This is a genomic window from Nitratireductor indicus C115, assembly GCF_000300515.1.
In the GTDB taxonomy this organism is placed as follows: Bacteria; Pseudomonadota; Alphaproteobacteria; order Rhizobiales; family Rhizobiaceae; genus Nitratireductor; species Nitratireductor indicus.
The window spans coordinates 31530-57787 of record NZ_AMSI01000003.1 but is presented as its reverse complement, the minus strand read 5'-3'; the positions used below and the strand labels follow the sequence as shown (position 1 = coordinate 57787).

The following is a 26258-nucleotide window of genomic DNA, read 5'->3' as shown; positions in this document are numbered from 1 at the left end:
GCGGGCGATGAATGATTTCATCGCCGCCCTTGGCCTCGTTCTTGTGGTCGAGGGACTGGTCTATGGCGGGATGCCGGCCTTTGCCAAAAGGCTCGCCGAGCAGGTGACCGAGATGCCGGAAAGCGCGCTGAGAGGTGCCGGCATCGCGGCCATGGTGGCAGGCGTCTTCGTCGTCTGGCTGGCGCGGGGCTGACACGGCCAAGAAACTGGCCCAAGAAGCGGGCCTAAGAAACTGGCGGCCCGCGCAGGAGAAAGACCCGCGCGGGCCGCAAACACGCCGCAATCACGCTGGATCATGCGATGGTGAAGTGCGTTTTCATGGAAAAAGCGCACAGCTCGTCTTAAACTGCCGGCAAAGTGATCCACACGACAAGCCATCCGGAGATTTGTCCTCAATGACGTCGTCGAAGATTTTACGCGCGGCTCGCGCGCTTCCCATCGCCGCAACGCTGGCTGTTGGCGGTCTGGCGTCGTCGCCTGTCGTGATCCCGCAGCGGGCCATGGCCGAGGGGCCGGCCTCAGTGGCCGATCTCGCCGAACGGCTTGCCGGCGCCGTGGTCAATATCTCGACGTCGCGTTCTGCGGGAAACACGGGTTCGGGCAAGGTGCCCATGCCCAAGCTTCCCGAAGGATCGCCGCTGCAGGAATTTTTCGACGATTTCTTCCAGGAGCAGCCCGACCAGGACCACGAGCCGCAGCAGGCGCAGTCGCTCGGGTCTGGTTTTGTTATCGATGCGAAGGAAGGAATTGTCGTCACGAACAATCACGTGATCTCGGGAGCAGACGAGATCGTGGTGAATTTCAGCGATGGCGGCAAGCTCGATGCCGAGCTGCTGGGCGTCGATACGAAGACGGACATCGCGGTCCTCAAGATCGATCCTTCGAAGCGGGAACTGGCGGCGGTGCCCTTCGGAAATTCCGACAAGATGCGCATCGGCGATTGGGTGATGGCCATCGGCAACCCGTTCGGCCTTGGCGGTACGGTGACTGTCGGCATCATTTCGGCGCGCAACCGGGAGATCGGTTCAGGCCCCTATGACGATTTCATCCAGACGGATGCTGCCATCAACCGGGGCAATTCCGGCGGACCGCTGTTCAACATGGATGGCGAGGTGATCGGCATCAACACCGCGATCATTTCACCGACCGGTGGATCCATCGGCATCGGGTTTTCGATTCCCTCCTCGCTGGCCGTCAATGTGGTGGACCAGTTGCGTGAGTTTGGCGAGACCCGGCGCGGCTGGCTCGGTGTGCGCATCCAGGAGGTTACCGACGACATTGCCGAGAGCCTCGGTATGAAGAAGGCTGTCGGTGCCATGGTGAGTGGTGTTATCGAAGGCGGCCCCGTCGATGACGGCACAATTCAGCCCGGAGACGTGGTAACGCGCTTCGATGGCAAGGAGATCGTGCATATGCGCGATCTGCCGCGCATTGTTGCCGAAAGCCCCGTGGGCGAGGAAGTCGACGTTGTCCTCATCCGCAAGGGTGAGGAAAAGACGGTTCGTGTGAAGCTCGGGCGGCTTGAGGACAGCGAGAAGCTGGCTTCGGCGGAAGAAGGCCAGGACAATAAGTCCGGCGACGATGCTGCTCCCGTTTCCACCGCCGCAGTGCTTGGCATGCACATGGCACAGCTCGATGATGCGACACGCGAGACGTTCGAGATTTCGAACGATGTTTCGGGTGTTGTGGTCAGCGAAGTCGATGAGGGCTCGGTTGCGGCTGAAAAAGGTGTTTCGGCAGGCGATGTTATCGTCGAGATCGCGCAGGCGACCGTTTCGTCTCCGAAGGATGTTCTGGACCGCCTCGAGGAGCTCAAGGGGCAGGGGCGCCGCAATGCTCTTCTCATGCTCGCGTCGAAGAATGGTGAGCTGCGCTTCGTGACGCTGCGGATGGATTAGAGCGCGGGCGGAGTTTTAGCAATTCAGGTGAGACGGGTTCGCCTGAATTGCTCCGGAGCCATATGCCGGCCGGAACCGGCTGAAATTTCTATCGGTTCAATTCCTGCCACTTCAGGCGCGTGAGGCGGTAGAGGACATGCCGCTTCAGATGCGGATGCGTTTCTGGAACCGAGGGATGATCGAACTCGCCTGCATCGTCCCGTGTCATGCCGATACGTTCCATTACCGCTGTGGAACGCTCGTTTCCGGCGACCGCAAAGGAGACGATCTCCTCAAGGCCAAGCGGGCCGAAGCCATGGTCGAGCCAGGCCCGCGCCCCTTCCGTGGCAAAGCCCTTTCCCCAGAATTCAGGCGCAAGGCGCCAGCCGATTTCGACGGTTCCTGAGGAAATGCCGGGCAGTCCCGCAGTCTCGTGTAGCCCGACGAAACCGATCAGTTCGCCTGTTTCGCGAATTTCAGCAGCCGTGAAACCGAAACCGCTTCTTGCGATCTCTTCATTCATCAGATCCATGACGCCATCTGCTTCCGCCCGATTGCGGCGAAAGGGGAAGAATTCCATGATTGTCTCATCGCTGTTGAGGCGATGGAAGAAGGGGCGGTCGCGTTCCTCCCAGGCCCGTAGGGTCAGCCGGCTGGTCTCAAGCGGCTTCATTGCTTGAACTCGCTGGCGCGATAGCCCTGCAAATAGAGTAGCGCGGTCAGGTCACCGTGGTCGATGCGTACGCGCGCCTGAGCCGCAACAGCCGGTTTGGCGTGCAGCGCCACGCCGAGGCCGGCCATGAAAAGCATGTCGAGATCGTTTGCACCATCGCCGACGGCGATCACATCGTCGTGGGTTATGCCGCGTTCGGCCGCGAAGGCTGCCAGCGCTTCGGCCTTGGCGGCGCGCCCCAGGATTGGCTTGCCGACGCCTCCCGTCAGGCTGCCGTTTTCGGTCAGCAGCGTGTTTGACTGATGTGTGTGGAAGCCGAGCATCTTGCCGATGGGACCCGTGAAATGCTTGAAACCGCCGGAAACCAATGCGGTGAAAGCGCCCGCACCGTTCATCGTCGCAACGAGCGCAGGGCCACCGGAGGCAAGCGTTATGCGCCGTGCGATCACTTCCTCGATCACGTCGACAGGCAGGCCCTTCAACAGACCCACGCGCTCTTCCAATGCGGGTTCGAACGCGATCTCGCCGTTCATCGCACGGCGGGTGATTTCGGCGACCTGTTCCTTCAGACCGAGTTCGGCGGCAAGCTCGTCGATGCATTCCTGATCGATCATGGTGGAATCCATGTCGGCGATCAGCATTTTCTTGCGGCGACCCGCAGCTTTCTGCACGGCAACGTCGATGGGCTTGCCCTCGAGCAGTTTTCGCAGACGCTCTTCCGTTGCGGATGCCTCCACGGGGGTATCGCCGAGCGGTATGTCGCAGGCGACGCCTTCGCAAAGCCATTCCACATGGCTTGCATCGAGAGCCTCCATGGCCATAGTCGCATTGGACACGGTTACCGCGGGATTTGCGGGATGGGAAATAAGAGTGGCAACGAGAGACATGGGCTTTTCCGCTGAGAAGGAAGGGCAGGAGGGCCTGAAGAATGCGATCCTGATAGCGGGACCGACAGCCAGCGGCAAGTCTGCGCTGGCGATCGAGATCGCAAGGGCCGTCAATGGGGTCGTGATCAACGCCGATTCCATGCAGGTCTATGATGTGCTTTCGCTTTTGACGGCGCGGCCCGATGCTACCGATCTGGAGGGCGCGGTGCATTGGCTCTATGGTCATGTGAATCCTGCCGACCATTATTCCACCGGCCACTGGCTGGCTGACGTTGCGGCACTGGCAGAACAGATTGGGCAGGACGGACAAAGGCCAATCTTCGTCGGCGGGACGGGGCTTTACTTCCGCGCGCTGACAGAGGGACTTTCGCCAATGCCGCAGGTGCCGGCCGAACTCAGGGCGCATTGGCGGTCGCGTCTTCAGGAGGAGGGTCCGCAGGCTCTGCACCGGGTTCTGGGAGAGTGCGATCCGGTTGGCGCTGCTTCCATACGCCCCTCGGACGGGCAGCGCATCGTACGGGCACTGGAAGTGTTCGAGGCGTCGGGCAGGCCTATCGGTTCCTGGCAGGGCGAGCCGTCCCGGCCGCTTGTCGACGCAAAAACGGCAGTTTCCATGGTGCTTGCACCGGATCGTGCCTTTCTTGCCGAGCGGATCGATATGCGTTTCGAGCGTATGATAGGTGCCGGCGCACTCGATGAGGTGCGGGCGCTACGGGCGCTCGATATTCCGCCGGACCGCCCGGTGATGAAGGCAATCGGAGTGCCCGAGCTCGGCGATGTTCTGGACGGGACGCTGTCGCTTGAAGAGGCCATGACGAGGGCCAAGACGGCAACGCGCCGTTACGCGAAACGCCAGATGACCTGGTTCCGCAACCAGTTCGGCCCCGAGTGGCACGCAATGCCCATCGAACGGGGCATGAGCGTGCGGGATATCGCCGGTCTCGGGTTCGGTATTCTCGGCCTGAAATGACGCGAAGCTCCATTTCTGATTGTGGAGATTAACCTTGCGTAAGTGAGAGTGTGCGAGAAGGGCACAAAGGTATTTGACGGGGCGGGGATGCGTTTCCACAAGGCAGAATCGGCGTTTTTTGTATTCGTCTCCCTGGTCTTCGGCGCCGGGGCTCTGCTCGTATATACCTACATGCTCATCCAGAACGGGTTCGCAACCCAGGGCGTCGGGGAGCATCTGCAACGCTTCAATCAGCTTCTCTTTCTCGTCGGTGTGCTTTTGGCCACTGCCGTGGTGTTCGGGGTTTTCTTCATTTATCCGCTCATTCGTACCCAGGTGCGCGAGGAGGGAAAATTACGGGCGATGACGGAAACGCTCAGCGCCCGCTCCGAATCCCTCCAGCACGCCGCTCTCACAGATCCCCTGACCGGTACGCAGAACCGTCGCTTCTTCGATGATGCATTACGCGAATATCTGCATGAATTCGGCCGGATAGAAAAACCCGTCGGCCTGATGGTGCTCGATCTCGATCACTTCAAACAGGTCAACGATACGCACGGCCATGACATCGGCGACAAGGTGCTGCGCGAGGTTGCGCGGGCCTTCAGGGACATGACGCGTTATCACGACGTCGTTGCCCGCATGGGCGGCGAGGAGTTCGCCATCGTCGCTCCGAACATGAGCCAGGAAGCATTGGTGAAGCTTGCCGAGCGCATTCGCAAGGCGGTCTCCGGCCTCATCATCGATGCCGGCAATGTGCGTATCCGTGTAACGATCAGCATCGGTCTGTCGATCTGGAACGGTCGGGAATCCTCCGAGGAATTCTACCGGCGCGCCGACAAGATGCTTTATGAAGCCAAGCGCCTGGGCCGAAACCGCGTCTGCGCTTGATCGCTGCTGCCTTTCCGTATTTTCCCCATCGCTCAGGCATATATAAAATCTCAGGCCAGCCCGAAGAGGATGTCGCGAGGTTTCATGCCCGGAACGGCTCGCCTTGTGGGGAGCTTCAGGAATCGGTGCCGGCGGTCATGCCGATCTCATTCGTCGCGATAAGGCGAGGGGTGCGTCAGCGATTTCCGAAGCGCCCGCGGGCGCCGGGAATGATCTGCTGGGAGCGAAACCCCAGCGCTTCGTCCGACCAGACCGGCGGGGGGCTGTTGTGGAATTCGCGTTGGGCGGGCGCGTAGCCCCGATCCCCTGCCTGGCCAAGTGAGGATGAGCCATAATCTTCGGCTTCCGGAGGGCTGGAAGCTCGCCCCTGTGCCTGCCGGGACGTATGCCCGCTTTCACGGAGCCTCTTGATGATCGAGGCGAGATCGATTTCCTGCCCCTGGGCATCCTCACCGGTGGTCTCGGCCCCGCGGCGGCTGCCCGGAATTACCGCATCGGGAAGTTTTTCGAACTTGACGCGCATGGTGGTCGCGACGCCTTCGCCAAAGACGATGGCTTCGCGCCGGCCCATGGCCGACAGGAAGGAGAGGGTGGAAGCGGAAGAATCTGCAATCGCCGAACGGATGATCGACTGATCGAGTTCATTCGCAAGACGCATTGCGAAGACGGTCGAGCACTGCGAAAGGACGGTCGGGTCCAGTTCGCCGGGGCGCTGGGTTATGACGCCCAGATAGCAACCGTATTTGCGGCCTTCCTTGGCAATGCGCGCCAGCGCATGGCGCGTCGGGGCAAAGCCCAGACGCGTGTCGACCGGCATGTAGCGGTGCGCTTCCTCGCAGACCACGAGAACCTTGAACTTGCCGTTGCTCCACAACGTCATGTCGAAGGCCAGGCGCGCCAGAACGGAACACACGGAATTGATCACTTCCGGTGGCATGCCTGCCATTTCCAGGCAGGTTACGGTCTTGCCGTTGCTCGGTACGCGAAAGATCTGGCCGATGGTCTGGTGGATCGTGTCCTCGATCATGCGCGAAGCGAACATAAAGCGATAGCGGGGGTCGGCGAGTGCCGCCTCGATGCGCGCCTTCAGGCTGCGATAGAGCGGCCGCTCGTTCTTTGTCTCCAGCATCCCCATGCGGTCATCGATCTCGCGGATGAGGTCGGCCATGCGATAGGGGACTGGCGTGTCGGCGGTAAGGCTGTTGGTGTCGCTGCCGCGCTTCAGAATCGAACCGGGCTGTTGCGGGTTCTGATAGACATGCTTGGCGTGCGGGATGAGGTCGCGCAGAAGCTCCACCTCTTCGGGGACAGCTTCCCGGCCGCGAAACAGAACCTCGACGAATTCCTCCAGGCGGAAGAGCCAGAAGGGCAGATCGAGTGTCGACGTATCGATGCGGACGGCATGTTCGGGAAGTGCAGTGGCAAACTCATTGTGCGGATCGAGGATCAGCACGCGCAGGTCGGGCCGCGAGGCGATGGTCTTGCGTAATAGAAGCGCGACGGCTGAGGATTTGCCCACGCCGGTCGTGCCGACAACGGCGAAATGCCGGTTCAACGTGTCGTCGACGGCGATGCAGGCGTCGATCTGATCGTCCTGGGAGAGTTTGCCGATGACTGTCGAATTGCGTCCGTTGAGATCGTAGATCGCCTGCAGGTCGCGGGAGCGGATGCGGTGGGCGGGCGCTCCGATATACGGATATTCGGTGATGCCGCGGTCGAAGACCGGCTTGTTCTCGAAGTCGCGAACCTCGCCGACCAGCTCTACCGAGATGATGATCGGATTGGTCTCGTTGTCGTTCCAGCGCTGTTCGGGGCGTTCCACTGCATAGACGAGGCCAACGGTGCGGGTGGTGCCCAGATTGATGGAGATCATCTTGCCGACGGCCCAATGGTTTCCTGCGCCGGAATCGACGGTCTCCGTGTCGGCAGCGATGGTTGCGCGGGCTCCGTCGCACTGTACCACATGGCCAAGCAGGCGCCGTTGCGGCTGATCTACCGCGCGCCTTTCCTGCGATGTGGTTTCACCTTGCGTTGTCCCGCGCTCCACAAACATTGAGCCACCCCTTTATGCCCTAAATTTCGACCTTAGTCGGTATCGGTTAAGGGGGGGTTGGGCGGGATGGTTGAAGGAAGGTTAAGACCAGGGGCGGTTTCCTGTGCAAATGGGCGGTTGACGGCGTTCGCGCGCAACCTTATTGTGCGCCGCCATGAACACTGGAAACATTCTTATCGTACGATCGCGCATGGGCAAGGCGGTGTAACCGTCTGGCGAAAGCCTCTCATGCGCGAAACACAGGCTCCTTCGGGGGCCTTTTTTATTGGCCCGGTGTTTCCTTGGGGGCATCGGGCGGCTAAACCACCTTCGCCGGATAAACAGATCGGAAACAGACAGATGAACAAGGCAGAGTCAGGTGCCGCAACCGAGGCTTCCTCGCGCCGCGAGATGACGGGCGCAGAGATGGTCGTGCAGGCGCTCAAGGACAACGGGGTCGAGCATATTTTCGGATACCCGGGCGGCGCCGTACTGCCGATCTACGATGAGCTTTTCCAACAGGAAGACATCCAGCATATCCTGGTGCGCCACGAACAGGGCGCTGGGCATGCGGCAGAGGGGTATGCGCGCTCCACCGGCAAGGCCGGGGTGATGCTCGTGACTTCCGGCCCCGGTGCCACCAACGCTGTGACGCCGTTGCAGGACGCGCTGATGGATTCCATTCCGCTCGTCTGCATCAGCGGTCAGGTTCCCACCACCCTGATCGGCTCGGACGCGTTCCAGGAATGCGATACGGTCGGTATCACGCGCCCCTGCACGAAGCACAACTGGCTGGTGAAGGACGTCAATCAGCTTTCGGCCATCCTGCATGAGGCCTTTCACGTGGCGACCACGGGGCGGCCGGGGCCGGTCGTCGTCGATATTCCCAAGGATATCCAGTTCTCGAAGGGCATCTATACGCCGCCCCAGACCGCGCCGCGAACCAGCTACCACCCGCAGGTCCAGGGCGACATGGAGCAGGTCAAGGCGGCGATAGCGCTGATGGCGCATGCGAAGAAGCCGGTCATCTATTCCGGCGGCGGCGTTATCAATGCGGGCCCGGAGGCGAGCCATCTCCTGCGCGAGTTGGTCGATCTGACCGGTTTTCCCATTACTTCGACGCTGATGGGGCTCGGCGCTTATCCTGCTTCGGGAAAGAACTGGCTCGGCATGCTGGGCATGCACGGCACCTATGAAGCCAATATGGCCATGCATGACTGCGATGTCATGCTGTGCATCGGTGCGCGCTTCGATGACCGCATCACCGGCCGGCTCGATGCTTTCTCACCCAATTCACGCAAGATTCACATCGATATCGATCCTTCCTCCATTAACAAGAATGTGCGGGTCGATGTTCCGATCATTGGAGATGCGGGCCGGATTCTGGAAGATCTCGTGCGGCTGTGGCGGGCGTCAGTCAAATCCGACAAGGAGGCGCTCAAGCCGTGGTGGACGCAGATCGATATCTGGCGTGCGCGCGATTCTCTCGCCTACAGGCCGAACGACGACATCATCATGCCGCAATATGCGATCCAGAGGCTCTATGAGCTGACGAAGGACCGCGAAACCTACATCACCACCGAGGTGGGGCAGCATCAGATGTGGGCTGCGCAGCATTTCGGCTTCGATGCGCCTCACCACTGGATGACGTCCGGCGGTCTGGGCACTATGGGCTATGGCCTGCCGGCGGCGCTCGGCGTACAGATCGCACATCCCGATGCGCTGGTGATCGACATTGCCGGCGATGCCTCGGTGCAGATGACCATTCAGGAAATGAGTGCGGCGGTGCAGCACAATGCGCCGATCAAAATCTTCATCCTGAACAACCAATATATGGGCATGGTTCGCCAGTGGCAGCAACTCCTGCACGGCAACCGCCTGTCGCATTCCTACACGGAAGCGATGCCGGACTTCGTGAAGCTGGCGGAAGCCTATGGCTGCCACGGCATTTTGTGCGACAAGCCTTCGAAGCTGGACGATGCAATCCGCGAGATGATTGCGGTGGACAAGCCGGTGATCTTCGATTGCCGTGTGGCCGCGCTCGCCAATTGCTTCCCCATGATCCCGTCGGGCAAGGCACATAACGAGATGCTCCTGCCCGATGAGGCGACCGACGAAGCCGTGGCGACAGCCATCGACGAGGAGGGGCGGCAGCTGGTCTGACGATCGGTCGCCTTCCTTCCGTGAGTTGCACGATGTTCCTCGAAAAGAGACCCATTCTATGAACGCTCAGCTTCAGCCGACTGGCTCGGCATATTTCATCACCAAGGAGACCGAGGCCGCACGGCGGCACACGCTCGCCATCCTTGTCGACAACGAACCGGGCGTTCTTGCCCGCGTGATCGGTCTCTTCTCCGGCCGGGGCTACAATATCGACAGCCTCACCGTGTCGGAGACCGAACATGAAAAGCACCTGTCGCGCATCACCATCGTGACGCGGGGCACCGGCCATGTGCTGGAACAGATCAAGCATCAGCTCGAGCGTATCGTGCCGGTTCACCGGGTGGTGGATCTCTCGGTGGTCGCCGACGAGCTTGGCCATGACCGACCGATGGAGCGCGAGCTTGCCCTGGTGAAGGTGCGCGGCAAGGGCGATGACCGTGTGGAGGCGCTGCGGCTTGCCGATGCGTTCAGAGCGCAGGTAATCGATGCCAACACGGAGCATTTCATCTTTGAGATCACGGGACGTGTTTCGAAGATCGAGCAGTTCATTTCCATCATGACGCCGCTTGGCCTCGTGGAAGTGTGCCGCACGGGTGTGGCCGCGATGAACCGTGGCCCTGAGGGTATGTGAGGTCTGGTGCCTTGCCAGCAAGCGTCCCGTCATGGGACGCTTTCTCAACATTACGTGAAAATTTTGCAGTAGCGGGCCGGCGCTTTCCGGCCGATTCTTGCTTGCCGGAGGAGGAGCCTCATGTCGGCAGACGTTTTCGCGGCGCTATTGGTTTTCGCATTCGTTTCCTCGGTCACGCCGGGTCCCAACAACTTCATGCTTCTGGCATCCGGTGTCAATTTTGGGTTCCGGCGCACGATACCGCATATGTTCGGTATCGCCTTCGGCTTTGCATCGCTTCTGGTCGCCGCGGGTTTCGGGCTCGGTGCGCTTCTTACCGCGTTTCCAACCTTATATCTGGTGCTCAAGATCGCCGGTGGTGCCTATCTGCTTTACCTGGCCTGGCGGATCGCCATGTCGCGTTCGCTTGGCGGCAAGGCGGGTGATGAAAAGGTGAACCCGATGACCTTTGTCGAAGCGGCAGCCTTTCAGTGGGTGAACCCAAAAGCCTGGGTGATGGCGCTGACGGCGATGGCGCTCTACACCAATCCCGAAGCGCCGTTGTTCACCGTTCTTCTGGTGACGATTGCCTTTGTGATCGTGAATTTTCCAAGCGTTTCGATCTGGGCTGGGTTCGGCGTGGCCTTGCGCGGTTTCCTGTCCGATCCGGTGCGCCTCAAATGGTTCAACATAGCGATGGGCATTTCGCTCGCCGCTACGCTGTGGCCGATGTTGCGATGAGGCGCCGTGAGGTCCTGCCGGCACGGGACCTCATTGTTCTGCAAGAAAACCCGACAGTTCGGCGAGTGCCGCGTTCCAGTTGATCGCCGTTTCATTGGTGGACCAGCTTTCGATGTCGTCGATGTAGCAGAATTGCGGGGCGCAGCCCTTACGCTTTTCCCGCACGATTTCATCGCTCAGCCAGACATTCGGGCCACCCGCAAGGGTCCCCTTGGGGGGGCCTGGCAATGCCGGGTCGGCGGCATAGGCGAACCAGCGCGAATGCTGGTTTTTCGCATAATCCGTGCCGTAGCCGGTCACATAGGAGATGCCCGGTCCGTTGCGTCCGAAGATGTAATCCATGGTTTCCAGCACGGCATCGCGATATTTGGGGCTGCCCGTCAGGTCGTGGGCCCGTGCGATGATGATGGCGTTCTGAAGAATCAGATGGTTCGATCCCCAGGCGTATCTGCCTTCGGGCGGATCATAGACATGGCCGAAGGGCGCCCGCTTCTGAAGCTTCAGATATTCGTCGGCGGCGGTCACGATATCGCGCTTCAGCCATTCCGCATCGCTGCGGGAGAGGGAATTGGGCACGAGGGCCAGCGACAGGGCCGCCCGCGTTTCGACATTGGCCCATTCGTAGCCGGCGGGTTTGAAGATGGAACTGCGCCAGTGGGGCGACGCCTCGATTGCCGCACGATAATCCGCATTGCCGGTGGTGATGAAGAGTTCAGCCGCTGCCCAGTAAAGCTCGTCGGTAAGGTCCGTATCGTGATAAGCGCCGCCACCATCGCTATCGCCTTCGGGGGCAATCAGTCCGGGATGTTCGGCTGCTGCCCGCCATGCCTGCTGGGCCGCTTTCAGGAGCCGTTCGGCGAAGGCTGCGTCATAAGGCTTGAAAAGACGCGCGCCCTGTGCGGCTGCGGCTGCAAGGTTGAGGGTCGCTGCGGTGGAAGGGCGGTGGAGAAGGCGTCTTTTCGGGTCTTCATGGGGCAGGGTCGGAATGCCGGTCCATTCGTCGTCATGGACCTTGTGATGCGCCATTCCGGCCAGGGGGGGGCCTTCCGGAACCTGCATCGAGAGCAGGAATTCCAGCTCCCAGCGCGCTTCGTCCAGCGCGTCGGGCACACCGTTTCCATGCTCCGGCAGGGCAAGCGCTCCGTCGGCAAAGGGCTTTGCCGAAGCGCTCTTCGCATAAAGGGTCCGCTCGAAGGTGCTCATGAGTTGTGCAACCGACAGCGCGCCATTGACGACGTATTTTCCCTGGTCGCCGGCGTCGTACCAGCCACCGGTCACATCAAGGGTGTAATCGCAACTCCAGGGATCGCCATAAATCTTTAGCGACGAACCTTCTTCCTGGCAGGGAACGGCCTTGTCGCCCTGGTTCAACGCGCCGCTCTTGGGCGCGGAGACATGTCCGGCGGGGCGCGCATAGGCCTCACCGGCGATATCGGCGCGGATTTCGATGCCCGAACGCATGGGATAGAAATAGCCAAAGGCATCCCGTGGCAGATTGACGTAGAGTTTTGGTTTGATGGCAAATGGCGGGCTGGTGACACGCTCCGCAACGAGAGAGAGCTTTTCCCCGCTTTCGCGCACTTCGCTGAAATCTATCAGGTGAACTTTTCGTCCAACGGATGCATCCATGCCAAGCGGCTTGGTCTGTCCGCGCGCGATCTCCCGGCCTTTCGCATCCACGAGCTGCCAAAGTACCGGTGTTGGACGATCGGTGATCAAGGATGCACGCTTCGGTCCGTCGGGAAGGTAGCCGAGCTGATTGACACGCAGAAGCGTATCGGCGAGGGCCGCGCCCGAGGTAAAAAGCGCGACGCTCGACAGGGCGGCGAGAAGGACGGTTTTCATGCTGCACCCCTGTTGACGCAATATCAGGCCAAGCCCACTTCGTAGGTTTCCACTCGAAGGGGTAAAGAAACTTTGTGGCAAAGGGAATGGCCTGTTCACAGGACAACGAATCTGCTTTCTCAGACCAATGGAATTCTCCCCGCAACAGGATGAGGCGTTGAAATCCGTGGCGCGCTGGCTGAAGGCCGGCGACAGCCAGATTTTTCGCCTTTTCGGATATGCCGGCACCGGCAAGACCACGCTGGCTCGCTATTTCGCCGAGCATGTGGACGGAGACGTTCAATTTGCGGCCTTCACCGGAAAGGCGGCGCAGGTGTTGCGCTCGCGCGGGGCAACCAACGCCCGCACCATCCACTCTCTCATCTATCGCCCGCGCGGCGAGGAAGAGGTGGAGAACGAGCTGACGGGCAAGACGTCGATTTCGCCGACATTCTCGCTCAATCGGCAAAGCCCCATTGCCAAGGCTGCGCTCGTCATCATCGACGAGTGTTCCATGGTGGACGAGGCGCTCGGGCGCGATCTCATGTCCTTCGGCACACCCATTCTGGTTCTCGGCGACCCTGGTCAGCTTCCACCGATTTCCGGTGGAGGTTTTTTTACCGAACACGAGCCGGACCATCTCCTGACCGAGATTCACCGTCAGGCGCGCGACAATCCGATCATCCAGCTTGCCCTCGATGTTCGCGAAGGACGCGACATCGAACCCGGCGATTACGGCGCCGCACGCCTTATTTCCAAGGCGGAGGTCAACCAGGATATCGTGCTTTCCGCCGATCAGGTTCTGGTGGGAACCAATCGCACGCGACGGCGCTACAATCAGCGTCTGCGCGAGCTCAAGGGGTTCGATGCGTCCTATCCGCAAGCCGGCGACAAGCTCGTTTGTCTCAGAAATGACCCTGCGAAGGGGCTTCTGAACGGTTCCTTATGGAAGGTCATGACCTCGTCGCGGGAGACGGTGAAGCCCGGCATCAACCTGCTTGTCTCGCCCGAGGAGGACGATCCCGATCGCGGCATTTCCAAGATCAAGCTGCTGAAGGCCGCCTTCGAGGACCCTGAGGGCGAAATCCCGTGGCAGACCAAGAAACGCTTTGACGATTTTGACTACGGCTATGCGTTGACCGTGCACAAAGCGCAGGGTTCGCAATGGGATGAGGTGGTGCTGTTTGATGAGAGCTTCGCCTTTCGCGACACGCGCCAGCGCTGGCTCTACACCGCCATCACGCGCGCCTCGGAACGATTGACCATTGTCCGATGAGCCGGTGTTGCCGGCGCGACATGGACCGCCCAAGGGGAGAGGGCGCTAGACGCCTGCCTTGACCTCGTCGGGGGTCGTCGGCTTCAACGGCGCAGCGCCGATCCATTCCCAGGCCGCTTCAGCCTGGTCCAGTTCGAAATGCCTGATCTCCATAGAGAAGAACGGCCGCACTATCGAAACGATTGAGCTCATCCAGCCCGGCCCGCCGACGAAAGCATATTTGCGGATGTGCCTCAGCGCATGGGTCTTGCCGATCATCGTCTGTTCCTTGAAAGCCGCCTGCCAGTCGAAGCCTTCGTAATGATGCAGGATGACGATGACATCGATGCGGTCGTGTATCTCATAGGCGCCTTCAAGCAGGCCGTAGAGATTTTCCACGTCGGCGGAGGTGATGTGTCCGACGATCTCGAAAGCGTAGGCGTCGTCCCGATCTGTATCGATGCGCCGGACATGCGGCGGTTCGTCAATGGCGATCATGGCGTTCTCCAATCGCGTTGCGGGCAGCAACTGACATCTGTCCATCATCACAACGCGAATTGGTCCTGTGCGTTCCGCGCCGGACAGGGTAAGCAAAGAGACTGGATCAAAAACGGGTCATAATCAGGACGAACCATGCCGGCCAAACTCTCCGTCAACCTCAATGCCGTTGCCATGCTGCGCAATCGACGCGATCTTCCCTGGCCGAGCGTGACGGGGCTGGGGCGCATCGCGCTTGAAGCCGGTGCGCATGGCCTGACCGTTCACCCGCGCCCGGACCAACGTCATATCCGCTTTTCGGACCTGCCCGATCTGCGTGCTCTGATCGATGACGAATTTCCCTCCTGCGAGTTCAATATCGAGGGATACCCGAGCGAGGATTTTCTTGAACTGGTGGAGCGTATAGAGCCCGAGCAGGTGACACTGGTGCCGGATGATCCCGCACAGGCCACTTCCGATCACGGCTGGGATTTCGAAGGGCAGGGAGGTTTGCTGGAACCGGTGATCGCGCGGCTGAAGAAGAGTGGCTTTCGTGTTTCCCTGTTCAGCGATGCCGAACCCGGTGGAATTGCAGCCGCAAAGGCGCTCGAGGCGGACAGGGTAGAGCTTTACACCGGCCCCTATGGCGGTTGTTACGACAATCCGCAGAAGGCTGCGCCCGAGATTGAAAAGCTCGGAAAAACGGCCGACGCGGCCCGTGTTGCCGGGCTTGCGGTCAATGCAGGGCACGACCTCACGGTCGCCAACCTGCCGGCGCTGATGCGGCGCATCCCGGATCTCGCTGAGGTTTCGATTGGGCATGGCCTGACGGCCGATGCGCTCGAATACGGCATGGCGGAGACGGTGCGCCGCTTCCTCAAGGCCTGTGGAAACTGAGACTGCGGACCTTATGGTTAACGGAAGCCGATAAGGATTCTTAGCATTTTACTCATTAGACCGGGGCGTCGGTTCACGGAAACGCTGCCCCGGTCCATCCGGCTTTGCTTTCCGCATTGGTGCGGAAGTCAGGCACTTCAGCCTGAAGGCAAAAGGCTCTGGCGCGGTGCAGCCTGCAAGGTTTTTTCATGCGCGCCATTGTTCTTTTGTCGCTCGCCCTCGTCTTATCCGCTTGCGCTTCGACGCCGGCACGGATCAACAATGTCTGCTCGGTCTTCGACCAGAAGCAGGGGCCGTTCGGGGGCTGGTACACGCAGGCCAAACGCACGGAACGGCAATATGGCGTCCCGGCCTCCGTTCTCATGGCCACCATCCGCATCGAATCCGGTTTCCAGTCGAGCGTTCGTCCACCGCGAACGAAACTGCTCGGCATCATTCCATGGAAACGAAAATCGAGCGCCTATGGCTATTCGCAGGCGCTCGATGGCACATGGGAACGTTACAAGCGCGAAACCGGGAACTGGTCGGCGCGCCGGTCGAACTTTGCCGATGCGGTGAATTTCGTGGGCTGGTATCACTATACGAGCAACCAGACCAACGGCATTCCGCTGAATGACGCCTACAACCTCTATCTCGCCTATTATGCCGGTCATGCAGGCTATTCGCGCGGTGTCTGGCGCAGCAATCCCGGCATGCAGAAATCGGCCCGCAAGGCCGCCGGCATGGCCAACAGCTATGCGGCCCAGATGAAGAGTTGCGGACGATAGATCAGCGTCCCGGCGAGCCGCCGCCAGCGGAATCCTTGCAAATGCCTTTCTCCCGGTGGTTGGGAGAAAGGCGTTTTTCATGAAAACCCCCGGTCATCCGGCCAGAAGCGCTTCCTTGTTGTCTTCCAGAAAGGCCCTCAGCGGACGCGGTTCGATACCGGCGAGTTTCTTGACGTCATTCGTGACATCGCTGATCGTGCCTGCACGCGTGTTGGCATCGAAAGAGACAAGCAGGGCCGCAACAGGAGCAGGGAGGCCTGAAGCCTTCAGCCCCTCAAGCAGGGCCTCGTCAGACAGATGCACGACCTCGACGGGTTTTCCGGTAACCGCACTTGCCAATGCGGCAATCTCATCGGTGTCGAAGGCCTGCGAACCCGTCAGCGTGTAAGTTGCATTGCCCTGCGGCTTTGAGGCAAGTGCTGCGGCGATGGCGCGCGCTATGTCCTCACGGGCCACATGGGCAAGACGGCCCGAGCCTGCGGAAGTGAACCATTTGCCGCTCGCAATGGCGTGTGGCAGGCCCATCAGCAGGTTTTCCTGATACCAGCCATTGCGGAAGATGGTGTAGGCGAGGCCGCTTTCCTTGATCGCCTGTTCGGTCCCGTAGTGATCGCCGGCGAAAAGCACGGGATTGCCGGGCTCGGGATTGGGCATGGAAGTATAGGCGATCCGGCGCACTCCAGCTTTCTGCGCGGCTGCGACCGCTGCTTTGTGCTGCGCAAGGCGTTTGCCGGGTTCTCCCAGCGCGTCTGTGGAAACGACCAGAAGGGTATCTATACCTGCAAAGGCTGCGCCGAGTTCGCTGGGCTTGTCGAAGTCGACTGCCCGGGTGGCAATCCCGCGACCTGCAAGGTCCGACAGTTTGGTGGGCTCGCGCGAGCCGGCAACGAGACGGGCCGGAGTGACCTTCTGCGTTTCAAGGAGATGGTTCAGGACCAGGCGGCCCAGCTGGCCGGATGCGCCGGTAACAAGAATGGTTTCAGACATGGTTCTTCCCGCTGAAGTGTAAATCTGATAGATGGTCTCAAAATGAGAGCAGGGCGAAAATAGGAATTTGCCACGGTTCGTAAAGAAGGCAGTTTTTTGGCTGCTGGTTACCTTGAAGTGACCGGTTTTCGGAAAGCGGCAGGCTCAAGGCTACGGCAAGCGGCAAAAGGGCAGCTCGTGAAAACGGATGATAGTGTAAACAGGTGCGACTTCGAGCGGATCGCCGGTGGCAAGATCGTGAGCGCTCAAGGCGGCGGGTTCGACGATTGTCCCGTGCGTGCGGTAATCGCGAATATCGGCGGGAAGTGGATATCGCTCATCATGCTGGCTCTGGCCGACGGGCCGCAGCGTTTCGGCGCTTTGCGCCGCATGTTGCCCGATATCTCGCAACGCATGCTTACCCAGACGCTTCGCGACCTGCAGCGGGACGGTTATGTCCACCGCGAGGTTTTTCCCACCAAGCCGCCGAGCGTCGAGTACAGCCTCACGGATCTTGGACGATCCATGTATGGCCCCTTGCGCGACCTGGTTCTATGGGCAGAAAGAAATCATGGTGCCGTGGTTGCGGCGCGCGCGAGATTCGATACTGCCGAGGGATAGAATGCGCCGACTGGAGATAGCGGTCGCCGGTGCCGGGCCGGCCGGGCTTGCAGCAGCTCTGTTTCTGGCGAGGGCGGGGCATCGTGTCATTGTTTTCGAGCGCTTTGAAACCCCCAAACCCCTGGGGTCGGGGCTGGTTTTGCAACCGACGGGCCTCAGTGTTCTCCATGCCCTTGGTTTGCTGGATGATATTCTTGCGCTCGGCAATCGGCTTGACAGACTCCATGGGCGCGATGCGCATACGGGGCGCACAGTGCTCGATGCGCGCTATTCCATGAAACCGGCCGGGCGCTTCGGCCTCGCGATACATCGCGCTGCACTTTTCAACGTGCTTTTCGATGCCGTATTCGCCGAGGACATTCCAATCGAAACAGGTATGGATATTGCCGGGCTCGATATGCATGGCGAGCGCCCCTGCCTGCTGACCAGCAGGGGGCAAAGATTAGGGCCGTTCGATCTGGTCGTGGATGCGAGCGGCGCGCGTTCGCCGTTGCGTCATCACGCCGACATTCCTGTCGAGCCGCGTCCTCTTGCCTATGGGGCCATCTGGACGACGCTCGACTGGGTGGGCGGTTTCGACGAACGCGCCCTAAGCCAGCGGTATGACGGGGCGAGCGTCATGATCGGGGTTCTTCCGGTCGGCCGGCAGACGATTTCGGGCGGCGACCAGGCCGCATTCTTCTGGAGCCTCAAGGTCGATACGTTCGAAACCCTGCGCAAGGAGGGTCTTTCCGCCTGGAAGGAGCGGGTTCTGGGTTTCTGGCCGGAGAGCCGTCCTTATGTCGATCAGATCAATGGTTTCGATGAGGTGACGCTCGCGCGTTACCAGCATCACACTCTGCCTGTTCCGGCGGGGCGCGGACTTGCGATCATCGGAGATGCCGCTCATTCGGCGAGCCCACAATTGGGGCAGGGGGCAAACATGGCCCTGTTGGATGCGGCAGCGCTTGGGGCCGCCATTGCCTCGGCTGACGATGTGCCCGCCGCGCTTCAGGCCTATGCCTCTGGCAGGCGGACGCATGTTCGGCTGTTTCAGGCGCTTTCCCGAATGTTCACCCCCTTTTATCAGTCGGATTCGGACGTCTTGCCCTTTCTGCGCGACTGGCTGGTGGCGACGGTTGCGCGCATACCTCCTGCGCCGAGCATTCTGGCTGCTCTCGTCTCCGGCATGTTGGCCGATCCGTTGGGGTCGCTCGGGGTCGATGAGCCCGATTGGGCGCGTTATGTCTCCGCCCGCGACTTGCACATGTCCAGGCGCGTATCGCTGCGTGTGACGGGCTGATTTCCGGGGCGCTTCCAGTTCAAAGATTTCGCCCTGCGGTGCCCCGCCGGCCTTGCAATCGGGTCCGTATTGTGGAAGAACCGTACCGTACGGTACGTAGTCGCCAGGGTAATATTCTTTTGCAGGAAGCTTTCAACGATCCCGAAAATTTCACGCCGCGCCAGCGAGCTGTACTGGATCGTGCGTTGGGCCTTCTGATGGAGGGCGGCGAGCGTGCGCTGACGACGGCCGGTCTGGCGCGTGCGGCGAGCTGTTCGAAGGAAAGCATCTACAAATGGTTCGGCGACCGCGACGGGCTTCTGGCTGCGATGATCGCGCATCAGGCGAGCAAGGTGCGCGCGCCCAGCGACGACGGTTCTGCGCTCGACTTGGCGCGCTTCCGCGCCAGGCTGGTGGATTTCGCCGACGATCTCCTGCATGTCCTTGGTGGCGATGTGTCGCTTGCCCTGAATAGGCTCGCAATCGGCCAGGCGAGCCGCGAGGGCAGCCGCCTCGGTCAGCTTCTGATCGAGCGCGGACGGCGCGGAATTGACAGACGGGCCGGCGCGCTGCTTGAAACGGGGCGGCGGCGCGGGCTGATCGATTATCGCGATCGCGACGCCGCTTATCACACGTTATACGGCCTGATCGTACGCGATCTTCATGTGCGCATGCTTCTGGGCGAACCGGATGCGCGCAAACCGGAGGCTTTCCGCTCGCTTGCGGAGGAGGCCATTGCACAGTTCTTCGTGCTCTTCGGGGTGCGGGATACCAAGAAGGCGGATCCGGCCTGAACCGGCCCGCCAAACGAACCACGCCAGTTGAACGTCAAAGGAAGGAAACGGGTATGCGTGTTTATTATGATCGGGATGCCGATCTGAACCTGATCAAGGGCAAGAAAGTCGCGATCATTGGCTATGGCAGCCAGGGACGTGCCCATGCGCTAAACCTCAAGGATTCGGGCGCCAAGGAAATCGCGGTTGCGCTGCGCGCCGGTTCCTCGACGGCAAAGAAGGTTGAGGCCGACGGTCTCAAGGTGATGACTGTGGCCGAGGCAGCGGCCTGGGCCGACCTCATGATGATGGCGACCCCGGACGAACTGCAGGCCGGCATCTACAATGAAGAGATTGCGCCGAACATTCGCGACGGCGCCGCGATTGCGTTCGCTCACGGCCTCAACGTTCACTTCGGCCTGATCGAGCCGAAGAAGACGGTTGATGTTCTGATGATCGCGCCGAAGGGCCCCGGCCACACGGTGCGCGGCGAATATCAGAAGGGCGGCGGCGTGCCGTGCCTGGTGGCCGTTCATCAGGATGCCTCGGGCAATGCGCTCGATCTGGCGCTCTCCTATGCCAGTGGTGTCGGCGGTGGCCGTTCGGGCATCATCGAGACTACGTTCCGCGAGGAATGCGAGACCGATCTTTTCGGCGAGCAGGTGGTTCTGTGCGGCGGTCTGGTGGAGCTCATTCGCGCCGGTTTCGAGACACTGGTTGAAGCTGGCTATGCGCCGGAAATGGCCTATTTCGAGTGCCTGCACGAAGTGAAGCTGATCGTCGACCTGATTTATGAGGGCGGTATCGCCAACATGAACTACTCGATCTCCAACACGGCCGAGTGGGGCGAATATGTTTCCGGTCCGCGTATCATCACGCCGGAGACCAAGGCCGAGATGAAGCGCGTCCTGCAGGATATCCAGTCCGGCCGTTTCACCTCGGAGTGGATGCAGGAGTGGCATTCGGGCGCTGCCCGCTTCAAGGCCACCCGCCGCCTGAATGACGAGCATCAGATTGAAGAAGTTGGCACCAAGCTGCGTGGCATGATGCCCTGGATCACGAAGAACAAGCTGGTCGACAAGGACAAGAACTAGTTCTTTAGAATAACATTATATACGCGTCGTGGGGAAACCTACGGCGCGTTATATATTTTGAATGTATTGTTCGAAAGCCGCGTTGCCACAATCCTGCCGTAACGATAAAGCTTCTGGTTGCGGAAATGGTTGGAGGCATTGATGCAGTTTTTTAGTCGGGTGGCTTTTTCTTTTATTTCTATTTCTTTTTCCTTCCCCTCGTTCGCCGCTTCGGATGAAGCTTGGAAGGCTTTTCAGGATGAAGTGCGCAGCGCTTGTCTTGAGGCTGCTGGCGAAAGTCTGGAGGGTGCCAAGGCGCTGGTCGATCCTTTCGGTTCGGAGACATTCGGGCTCGCGCTCGTGGGTGGGAAGTCCAAATGGTCCGACGACCGTCTGGGTATGATCTGCGTCTTCAACAAGCAGAGCAAAACGGTAGAGCTTTCCGGTGAACTTGATGCGGGGCAGGTAAGCGAAACGCTGGAATAGGGTTCACCCGCTTTCCGAAATCGCGGGAGCGTTGCGGCGCTCCCGCAGATCGCTGCAATTTCTTCATGACAGCTTCAGTCACGGCAGGGAAGCGCCCGATCGCTCGAACATTGCTGTTATTGTACAATTTTGGAGGGAGGTTGGTGGGTGATCACGGGCTCGAACCGTGGACCCGCTGATTAAGAGACGGCTTGAGTATAAGGGATTTCAAATACTTACAGGAAAGCCTTGTGGGAAAACGAATCAAAATCAGCGGGTTTTCCCACGGTTCGGCTTAGCGGTTCTGCCAGCCGTTTCGTTCTACCGCTACCAGGATCCTATCCACCTTTTCCCCTTGCGAAGCTATGCGCTCCTCGATGCGGATCACGCGCGCCGAAATGTCAGCGCGATCATTCTCCATGACGGAAAGACGCAGGTTCAGGCGTGTGTCCTCGCTCTCGCGCAGCATCTTGTTGGTCGATACGTCTTTCTCGAGTGCAGACAGGCGATTGTCGAACTGAAACCATCCGGCCATGACGCCGGCCGCCACGACCAGGATGGTGATAATGTTGCCCATCGACAGGCGCGGATCGAACCACTGCCGCCGGCGTTCTGCGATCACTTCTTGCGCCATATCTCTGTAACCTTGTCGACGCCGCTCTTGATGGTGTGGCCGCCCATGTAGAGGCCGGCATAGACGCCCGTCACGGTCATCCATGTGCCTGCGTCGACAGTGAGCACCACATGCATGCTCGCGCCAAACAGGGCCAGGAACAGGTTGATAAGCGGCACGCCGGCGAGAAACCACAGCCAGCCGGCGAGCAGGCCCCACATGGTGGCAGGACGCCAGGCCCAGGTCCATGTGCCATCTTTCTCCATTTCGGCCAGTTGCAGGCGGTTTGCCTCCCGCTGCTGTTCGACCTGGGCGAGGATCAGCTGGGGCGCGTCCACTTCGAAATCGCGCACGGCCTGTTCGAGCTCCCCGCTCGAAAGCTCGCCGAGCTCATCCGTGGTGCGCCGGGCCTTGCCGGCGATAGCCTCAATGACCTTGCCGGCCAGATCGCCGGCGACACCGCCGGCCTTATCGCCAAGCGCCTTTCTCATTATGCTTTCGATCACCGGAGCCCCGACACGCCGGGCTACGTCGAGGATGATCGGGATTGCGACGGCCGAAACGCTCATTGTGCCGCCGCCTCCGCCTCGTAGGCTTTCCGGCGCTGCCGGTTCACATGCGCCCGCCAGAGCAACCAACCACCGATCATGACGCCGGCGAGGATGATGCCGCCCAGGATCCAGCCCGCCACCTGGTCAGCCGCCTCGGGCGACAGCGCAGTGGAGCCGCCGGTGGCCGCGCCGCCTGCACCTTGCTGTTTGGCCTTGCTGCCGGCGGCCTTGGCCTCGTCCTCAAGGCCCTGCTTGACGGTCGGCGCGTCCTGCGCGGCCGCAAGCGCCCAGGCAACGCCTTTGGCCTCGATGCGCGCAATGCGGTTCGTCCAACCTTTGCCAAAGGTCGACCAGTGCCTGAAAGTGCGATAGATCGACAGGCGCCGCGCACAGAGGCGTTTGACGGTTACATGGTCTTCTCCACCCGCGACCGCCGTCAAGCTCTTCCAGGCTGCCCCTGGGCCGGAATTTACGGCATAGTCGAAGGTGGCCAGGTCGACGCCTGCGGCGAGGCGGTCGCCATGCACCTTGTCCCAATAGTCGGTGCGATAGATCTTCTGCAACATGGTGTCGGAGATCTTGCGCAGGTCGGTTTTCGTGGCGTTGGGTTTGAAGCGGCGCAGGGTGGTGAGTGTCACGCCCTTCATGGTCGCCCCGCCTGGATCCTTCGGATGGTCCGCCCACCCGCCTTCCTCACTAAGCGTGACGTTCAAGCTCTTGGGAAAATTCTCGCGCATGGCCGCGCCTCCTGTCCGCTGTCGCCAGCCTGGAAGGGCGGCGGGTCAACGAGGAGGCTAACGGCGCGCGGCCGCTGTCACGTTTCTGTGCTCGGCCTGGATCAATCCATTTCAGGCCAGGCACGGTTGCCAGGCCCCGCCGATCTCCGTTATCTGGGACTGTAAGGGTGGGGTACTATGCAGGTTTACATTATCAATCTCGACCGTTCGCCGGGGCGAATGGCGTTCATGCGTCAACAGTGTGAAGCACTATCTTTAGATTTCGAACGCATCCCGGCTGTCGATGGCGACACCATCGACGCTGAAACGCTCGCTCGGCACGGGCTGTCGGTTGGTGCTACGGCATGCTTTATGAGCCATCGGCTCACCTGGGAGCGGCTGCTTTCCTCGGAGGCTGAGCGCGCGCTCATTCTCGAAGATGATGCGGTGTTGCAGCCGTCCCTCGCGGATCTGGTACGAAATGACGACTGGTTTCCGGCGAATGCCGACATCGTTCGGGCGGAGGCAACAGGACAGAAACAGATCCTTTCGCTAGACCCGATCGAAATCCCCGGTGGCCGGGTGCTGCGACAGCTGTATTCCGACTGCTGGGGCTGTGCCGGTTACATCATCACGCGCGACGTGGCCAGAAGATTGCTGGCAATGACCGAAGATTTCACCGAAGCCGTTGACATGGTGGTTTTCAGCAATGAGTTCGTCGCCCAAGCTCGCGTCTACCAGATGGCGCCTGCGCCGGTGATGCAAAAGAGCACTGTGCAAGAGCTTGCGGTTGGCGATTTTCAAAGCACGATTGATCTTGATCGGTTCGATGGTAGCCGAAAGAGGGAGCGGTTTTCGGTGCGTTCATATGCCCGGAAGATCGTATGGGAGATTACCCGGCCATTTCGCCAGGCTATAACGCTGTATCGCAGGCTTGCCGGAATTGATCGCTTCAAGTTGGATCAGGTGGAGTTCGGTTAGCTGACCCTCTGCGCCAGGTATTTCTGATCCGACGAGCTGACCCACTGTGTTATGCCACGGGCTTTCCAGGTTCCTGCCAGAACCGTGCCGGCCCCGCTATTGCTGTATTCTGGATCCCCTGCGGGACCGCTGAGCCTCAAAGTCACCGTAGCATTGCGGGCGACATTGGCAGACGCCTTGAACGATACGATGTGGCCGACCGGAAAATCTGTCTCCTCGGAGTCGCTTCCCGTATACAGTCCGACCGGGGCAGCCGGTGCCAAAGCTGCAATCGCCTGTGCAACACGTTCCGCCGACCAGACACGCGGCTCGGTCGCCACTCCGGCTTCCGCCTCGGCCTGCGAGACGAGGTCACCAGAATGGAGGACAATGTTCCCATTGATCTGAAATTCAGAGCAATCTGCGCTTAGTGTGGCCGAACCTGTGTCGCCGCTCGTCCCACCTGTGGCAACAATTCTTGCGGTATCATAGACGCCAGAGGCGAAAGTCTTGAAGCCAAGGGTCACTGAGCCGTTGCCGGAGCGAACGCCACCGACATACATACCACCTTTTGAATAGAAATGGCCCGCGCCGGAGATCAGAGCCGCACGAGAGCCACCCTGATACCAAGAAAAAGTGTATCCGTCTTCTACGACATGGTTCATTCCGTTGCTGTAGGCATTTATGCCCACCGTTGACCCGTATAGGGCAATGTGTCTGGAGAGGTTGTTGGAAGCCGCAGCCCACTCCGAACCAAAGTTGATCCCTGCTTTGAACTCACCACCCCGGTCGGTAACGATGCGTGTCCAAGGCCCCCAAGTGGTGGTTCCTTTGTAACGCACGTAGATTGTCGGAGCATCGTCACTTGCCAACGGGTCGGTCGCCATATACTTGACCGCCCGCATCATGAGACGCTGTCCAAGGTCTGTGGAGTAGATGTTCTCCACCTGGATGTGCCAGAAATTCGAAGATATTGGTGGGAACGCCCCGGTGCTGCCGGTGACTGAAACGAGCGCCTTGAAACCTGCGACGCAATCAGTGTCGATATTCAACCCGCCAGATGTCGAGTAATAGTCGCCGAAATCGCGCAGGACTTCATGCGCCACTTCATCGGCGCGAATTGCTTGATCGCCGGTTGCCCCGGCAGGTAGCTTCAGTGGCCCCGTCATTGTGTCACCGGTCTTGGTGACAAAGCCCGTCCCCGAGACATACGCGGCTACCCAGGCGGACCCGGTATAGACCATCATCACGCCGGTCGTTGAGTTGAAGTACAACGCACCGCCAACCAACGGATCGCCGTCATTGTCGGTGGCGGGGTCAGAGCCTTTTTCCCCCAGGTATCGATCGTCGAACGCATCGTAGAGCGCCAGTATCTGATCCCGCGCGGCCTCTGCAGAAACCTGCGCGCTTGCAGCTGCGCCCGCACTGGTGGCTGCGCTGTCGGCCGAACTGACGGCCGTGCCCGCGCTCATCGCTGCTTCTGTAGCATTTTCAACTGACGTGACCGCCGCAGCATTGGCTGCGCTTTCGCTGTCCGCCGCCGCGCTCTGAGAAGCGGCGGACGAAACGGCACTGGCATTGGCCTCTGCTGCTTTGGTCGCCGCATACGATGCGGCGTTCTCTGCACCGGTTCGGGCAACTTCTGCCCCGGTTTGCGCGTTCTGTGCGGCCACCTTGGCGGCATTTGCGTCTATCGCGTATCCTTGCGCGTTGGATATCTCATCGCCAGATCCGCCGTCTTTCATATTTCCGTCTGCGTCGGACAACCAGAAGCGGTTTTCGGTCAAGACCTGAAGTTGTCTCCCCTGCGTTTCGTAGTCACTCATCCACGCGCGAGACAGGTCGCGACGGTGCTCCTGGGCGATCAAGGTGAGGGCATCGAGCTGCGCGTTTATCTTGTTCGTATCGAAGCTGATCGAGGCGAGGAAATCGGACAGCCGTTCTTCCGGGTGATAGCCGATCAGAATATAGCGGTCGCCCTCAAGGCTTGCGGCAACAAGTTCGATGCTGGTTCCCGTTTCATTGCCAAGGCCGGATGGAAAGCTGTAGTCGATGCCCAGCGTCAACTGGCTGCGCGATCCGTCTGCGCGTTCCCGGATGATCGTCAAGCCGTCCTCCCGGGTCAGCTCGAAGTCGGTGGACATTAATGTCGTGCCCGCCATCGGTGAGACGGACTTGACGCGATCGTTGAAGGGGAGCGGTGTTTCTGTCATGCG

General features: G+C 60.3%; 26 protein-coding genes. 16 read left to right on the top strand and 10 right to left on the bottom strand.

What is annotated here, in order from left to right; translation table 11 throughout:
* The first annotated feature begins 7 nt into the window (after window positions 1–7).
* Window positions 8–193, top strand: a complete 186-nt coding sequence (locus tag NA8A_RS05020; protein WP_009449549.1) for a DUF2065 domain-containing protein — start codon at window positions 8–10, stop codon at window positions 191–193.
* Window positions 194–395: 202 nt separating this feature from the next.
* Window positions 396–1898: a DegQ family serine endoprotease gene (locus NA8A_RS05015; protein WP_009449548.1), complete on the top strand. Its 1503-nt coding sequence runs from the start codon at window positions 396–398 to the stop codon at window positions 1896–1898.
* Between the two features lie 88 nt (window positions 1899–1986).
* Here the strand turns inward: NA8A_RS05015 and NA8A_RS05010 are convergent, their stop codons facing one another.
* A complete protein-coding gene (locus NA8A_RS05010) occupies window positions 1987–2550 on the bottom strand; it encodes a GNAT family N-acetyltransferase (protein ID WP_009449547.1) in 564 nt (187 codons plus the stop codon).
* Window positions 2547–3437, bottom strand: coding sequence for a phosphoserine phosphatase SerB (gene serB / locus NA8A_RS05005; protein WP_009449546.1), 891 nt, complete (start codon window positions 3435–3437; stop codon window positions 2547–2549). The genes NA8A_RS05010 and serB overlap by 4 nt, the downstream gene beginning before the upstream one ends.
* Here serB and miaA point away from each other — a divergent pair.
* Window positions 3436–4407 carry a tRNA (adenosine(37)-N6)-dimethylallyltransferase MiaA gene (gene miaA / locus NA8A_RS05000; RefSeq protein WP_009449545.1) on the top strand — a complete coding sequence of 324 codons (972 nt, stop codon included), beginning with the start codon at window positions 3436–3438 and terminating at the stop codon, window positions 4405–4407. The two genes, serB and miaA, sit on opposite strands and share 2 nt — an antisense overlap.
* 87 nt (window positions 4408–4494) lie before the next feature.
* Complete coding sequence (locus NA8A_RS04995) at window positions 4495–5277, top strand: GGDEF domain-containing protein (protein ID WP_009449544.1); 783 nt, start codon at window positions 4495–4497, stop codon at window positions 5275–5277.
* Between the two features lie 175 nt (window positions 5278–5452).
* On the opposite strand, the gene NA8A_RS04990 is transcribed toward NA8A_RS04995, so the two are convergent.
* Window positions 5453–7330, bottom strand: coding sequence for an ATP-binding protein (locus NA8A_RS04990; RefSeq protein ID WP_009449543.1), 1878 nt, complete (start codon window positions 7328–7330; stop codon window positions 5453–5455).
* A gap of 339 nt (window positions 7331–7669) precedes the next feature.
* Between NA8A_RS04990 and NA8A_RS04985 the strand changes: the two genes are divergently transcribed.
* From NA8A_RS04985 to NA8A_RS04975, 3 genes are all read left to right on the top strand, one after another.
* Window positions 7670–9472, top strand: coding sequence for an acetolactate synthase 3 large subunit (locus NA8A_RS04985; RefSeq protein ID WP_074896505.1), 1803 nt, complete (start codon window positions 7670–7672; stop codon window positions 9470–9472).
* A 58-nt stretch (window positions 9473–9530) separates the two neighbouring features.
* Window positions 9531–10103, top strand: a complete 573-nt coding sequence (ilvN, locus tag NA8A_RS04980) for an acetolactate synthase small subunit (protein ID WP_009449541.1) — start codon at window positions 9531–9533, stop codon at window positions 10101–10103.
* A 120-nt stretch (window positions 10104–10223) separates the two neighbouring features.
* On the top strand, window positions 10224–10823 hold the full coding sequence (locus tag NA8A_RS04975; protein ID WP_009449540.1) for a LysE family translocator: 600 nt from the start codon (window positions 10224–10226) through the stop codon (window positions 10821–10823).
* 30 nt (window positions 10824–10853) lie between these two features.
* Here NA8A_RS04975 and NA8A_RS04970 read toward each other — a convergent pair whose 3' ends face one another.
* Complete coding sequence (locus NA8A_RS04970; protein ID WP_009449539.1) at window positions 10854–12668, bottom strand: glycoside hydrolase family 9 protein; 1815 nt, start codon at window positions 12666–12668, stop codon at window positions 10854–10856.
* 127 nt (window positions 12669–12795) lie between these two features.
* Here NA8A_RS04970 and NA8A_RS04965 point away from each other — a divergent pair, with 127 nt between their 5' ends.
* Entirely contained in the window at window positions 12796–13923 is a 1128-nt protein-coding gene (locus tag NA8A_RS04965; RefSeq protein ID WP_009449538.1) for an ATP-dependent DNA helicase, read from the top strand.
* Window positions 13924–13968: 45 nt separating this feature from the next.
* Here the strand turns inward: NA8A_RS04965 and NA8A_RS04960 are convergent, their stop codons facing one another.
* On the bottom strand, window positions 13969–14400 hold the full coding sequence (locus NA8A_RS04960; protein ID WP_009449537.1) for a SpoIIAA family protein: 432 nt from the start codon (window positions 14398–14400) through the stop codon (window positions 13969–13971).
* 135 nt (window positions 14401–14535) lie between these two features.
* Here NA8A_RS04960 and NA8A_RS04955 point away from each other — a divergent pair, with 135 nt between their 5' ends.
* Both NA8A_RS04955 and NA8A_RS04950 read left to right on the top strand, forming a co-directional pair.
* A complete protein-coding gene (locus NA8A_RS04955) occupies window positions 14536–15276 on the top strand; it encodes a pyridoxine 5'-phosphate synthase (RefSeq protein ID WP_009449536.1) in 741 nt (246 codons plus the stop codon).
* 188 nt (window positions 15277–15464) lie between these two features.
* The gene (locus tag NA8A_RS04950; protein WP_009449535.1) at window positions 15465–16043 is read left to right on the top strand and encodes a transglycosylase SLT domain-containing protein; all 579 of its coding nucleotides are present in this window, start codon (window positions 15465–15467) and stop codon (window positions 16041–16043) included.
* A 93-nt stretch (window positions 16044–16136) separates the two neighbouring features.
* On the opposite strand, the gene NA8A_RS04945 is transcribed toward NA8A_RS04950, so the two are convergent.
* Window positions 16137–17030, bottom strand: coding sequence for an SDR family oxidoreductase (locus NA8A_RS04945; protein ID WP_009449534.1), 894 nt, complete (start codon window positions 17028–17030; stop codon window positions 16137–16139).
* A 219-nt stretch (window positions 17031–17249) separates the two neighbouring features.
* On the opposite strand from NA8A_RS04945, the gene NA8A_RS04940 reads away from it, so the two are divergent.
* The 5 genes from NA8A_RS04940 to NA8A_RS04920 all read left to right on the top strand — a co-directional run bounded on the left by NA8A_RS04940 (window position 17250) and on the right by NA8A_RS04920 (window position 21223).
* Window positions 17250–17630, top strand: coding sequence for a winged helix-turn-helix transcriptional regulator (locus tag NA8A_RS04940; RefSeq protein ID WP_040671910.1), 381 nt, complete (start codon window positions 17250–17252; stop codon window positions 17628–17630).
* 1 nt (window position 17631) lies between these two features.
* Entirely contained in the window at window positions 17632–18912 is a 1281-nt protein-coding gene (locus tag NA8A_RS04935; RefSeq protein ID WP_009449532.1) for an FAD-dependent oxidoreductase, read from the top strand.
* 119 nt (window positions 18913–19031) lie between these two features.
* On the top strand, window positions 19032–19685 hold the full coding sequence (locus NA8A_RS04930; RefSeq protein WP_009449531.1) for a TetR/AcrR family transcriptional regulator: 654 nt from the start codon (window positions 19032–19034) through the stop codon (window positions 19683–19685).
* Window positions 19682–20758, top strand: coding sequence for a ketol-acid reductoisomerase (gene ilvC / locus NA8A_RS04925; RefSeq protein ID WP_276274599.1), 1077 nt, complete (start codon window positions 19682–19684; stop codon window positions 20756–20758). The genes NA8A_RS04930 and ilvC overlap by 4 nt, the downstream gene beginning before the upstream one ends.
* A gap of 141 nt (window positions 20759–20899) precedes the next feature.
* A complete protein-coding gene (locus tag NA8A_RS04920) occupies window positions 20900–21223 on the top strand; it encodes a hypothetical protein (protein WP_009449529.1) in 324 nt (107 codons plus the stop codon).
* A gap of 274 nt (window positions 21224–21497) precedes the next feature.
* On the opposite strand, the gene NA8A_RS04915 is transcribed toward NA8A_RS04920, so the two are convergent.
* Genes NA8A_RS04915 through NA8A_RS04905 form a run of 3 tightly spaced genes read right to left on the bottom strand, consistent with a single transcriptional unit; the run spans window position 21498 to window position 23103 of the window.
* Window positions 21498–21836 (bottom strand): hypothetical protein, encoded by a 339-nt coding sequence (locus tag NA8A_RS04915; RefSeq protein ID WP_009449528.1) that lies wholly within the window; start codon window positions 21834–21836, stop codon window positions 21498–21500.
* The gene (locus NA8A_RS04910) at window positions 21821–22384 is read right to left on the bottom strand and encodes a 3TM-type holin (RefSeq protein WP_009449527.1); all 564 of its coding nucleotides are present in this window, start codon (window positions 22382–22384) and stop codon (window positions 21821–21823) included. Before NA8A_RS04910 ends, NA8A_RS04915 begins: the two co-directional genes overlap by 16 nt.
* Window positions 22381–23103: a glycoside hydrolase family 108 protein gene (locus NA8A_RS04905; protein ID WP_009449526.1), complete on the bottom strand. Its 723-nt coding sequence runs from the start codon at window positions 23101–23103 to the stop codon at window positions 22381–22383. Before NA8A_RS04905 ends, NA8A_RS04910 begins: the two co-directional genes overlap by 4 nt.
* 177 nt (window positions 23104–23280) lie before the next feature.
* Between NA8A_RS04905 and NA8A_RS04900 the strand changes: the two genes are divergently transcribed.
* Window positions 23281–24063: a glycosyltransferase family 25 protein gene (locus tag NA8A_RS04900; RefSeq protein WP_009449525.1), complete on the top strand. Its 783-nt coding sequence runs from the start codon at window positions 23281–23283 to the stop codon at window positions 24061–24063.
* Here NA8A_RS04900 and NA8A_RS24285 read toward each other — a convergent pair.
* A complete protein-coding gene (locus NA8A_RS24285; protein WP_051017957.1) occupies window positions 24060–26255 on the bottom strand; it encodes a hypothetical protein in 2196 nt (731 codons plus the stop codon). The two genes, NA8A_RS04900 and NA8A_RS24285, sit on opposite strands and share 4 nt — an antisense overlap.
* Between the last annotated feature and the right edge of the window lie 3 nt (window positions 26256–26258).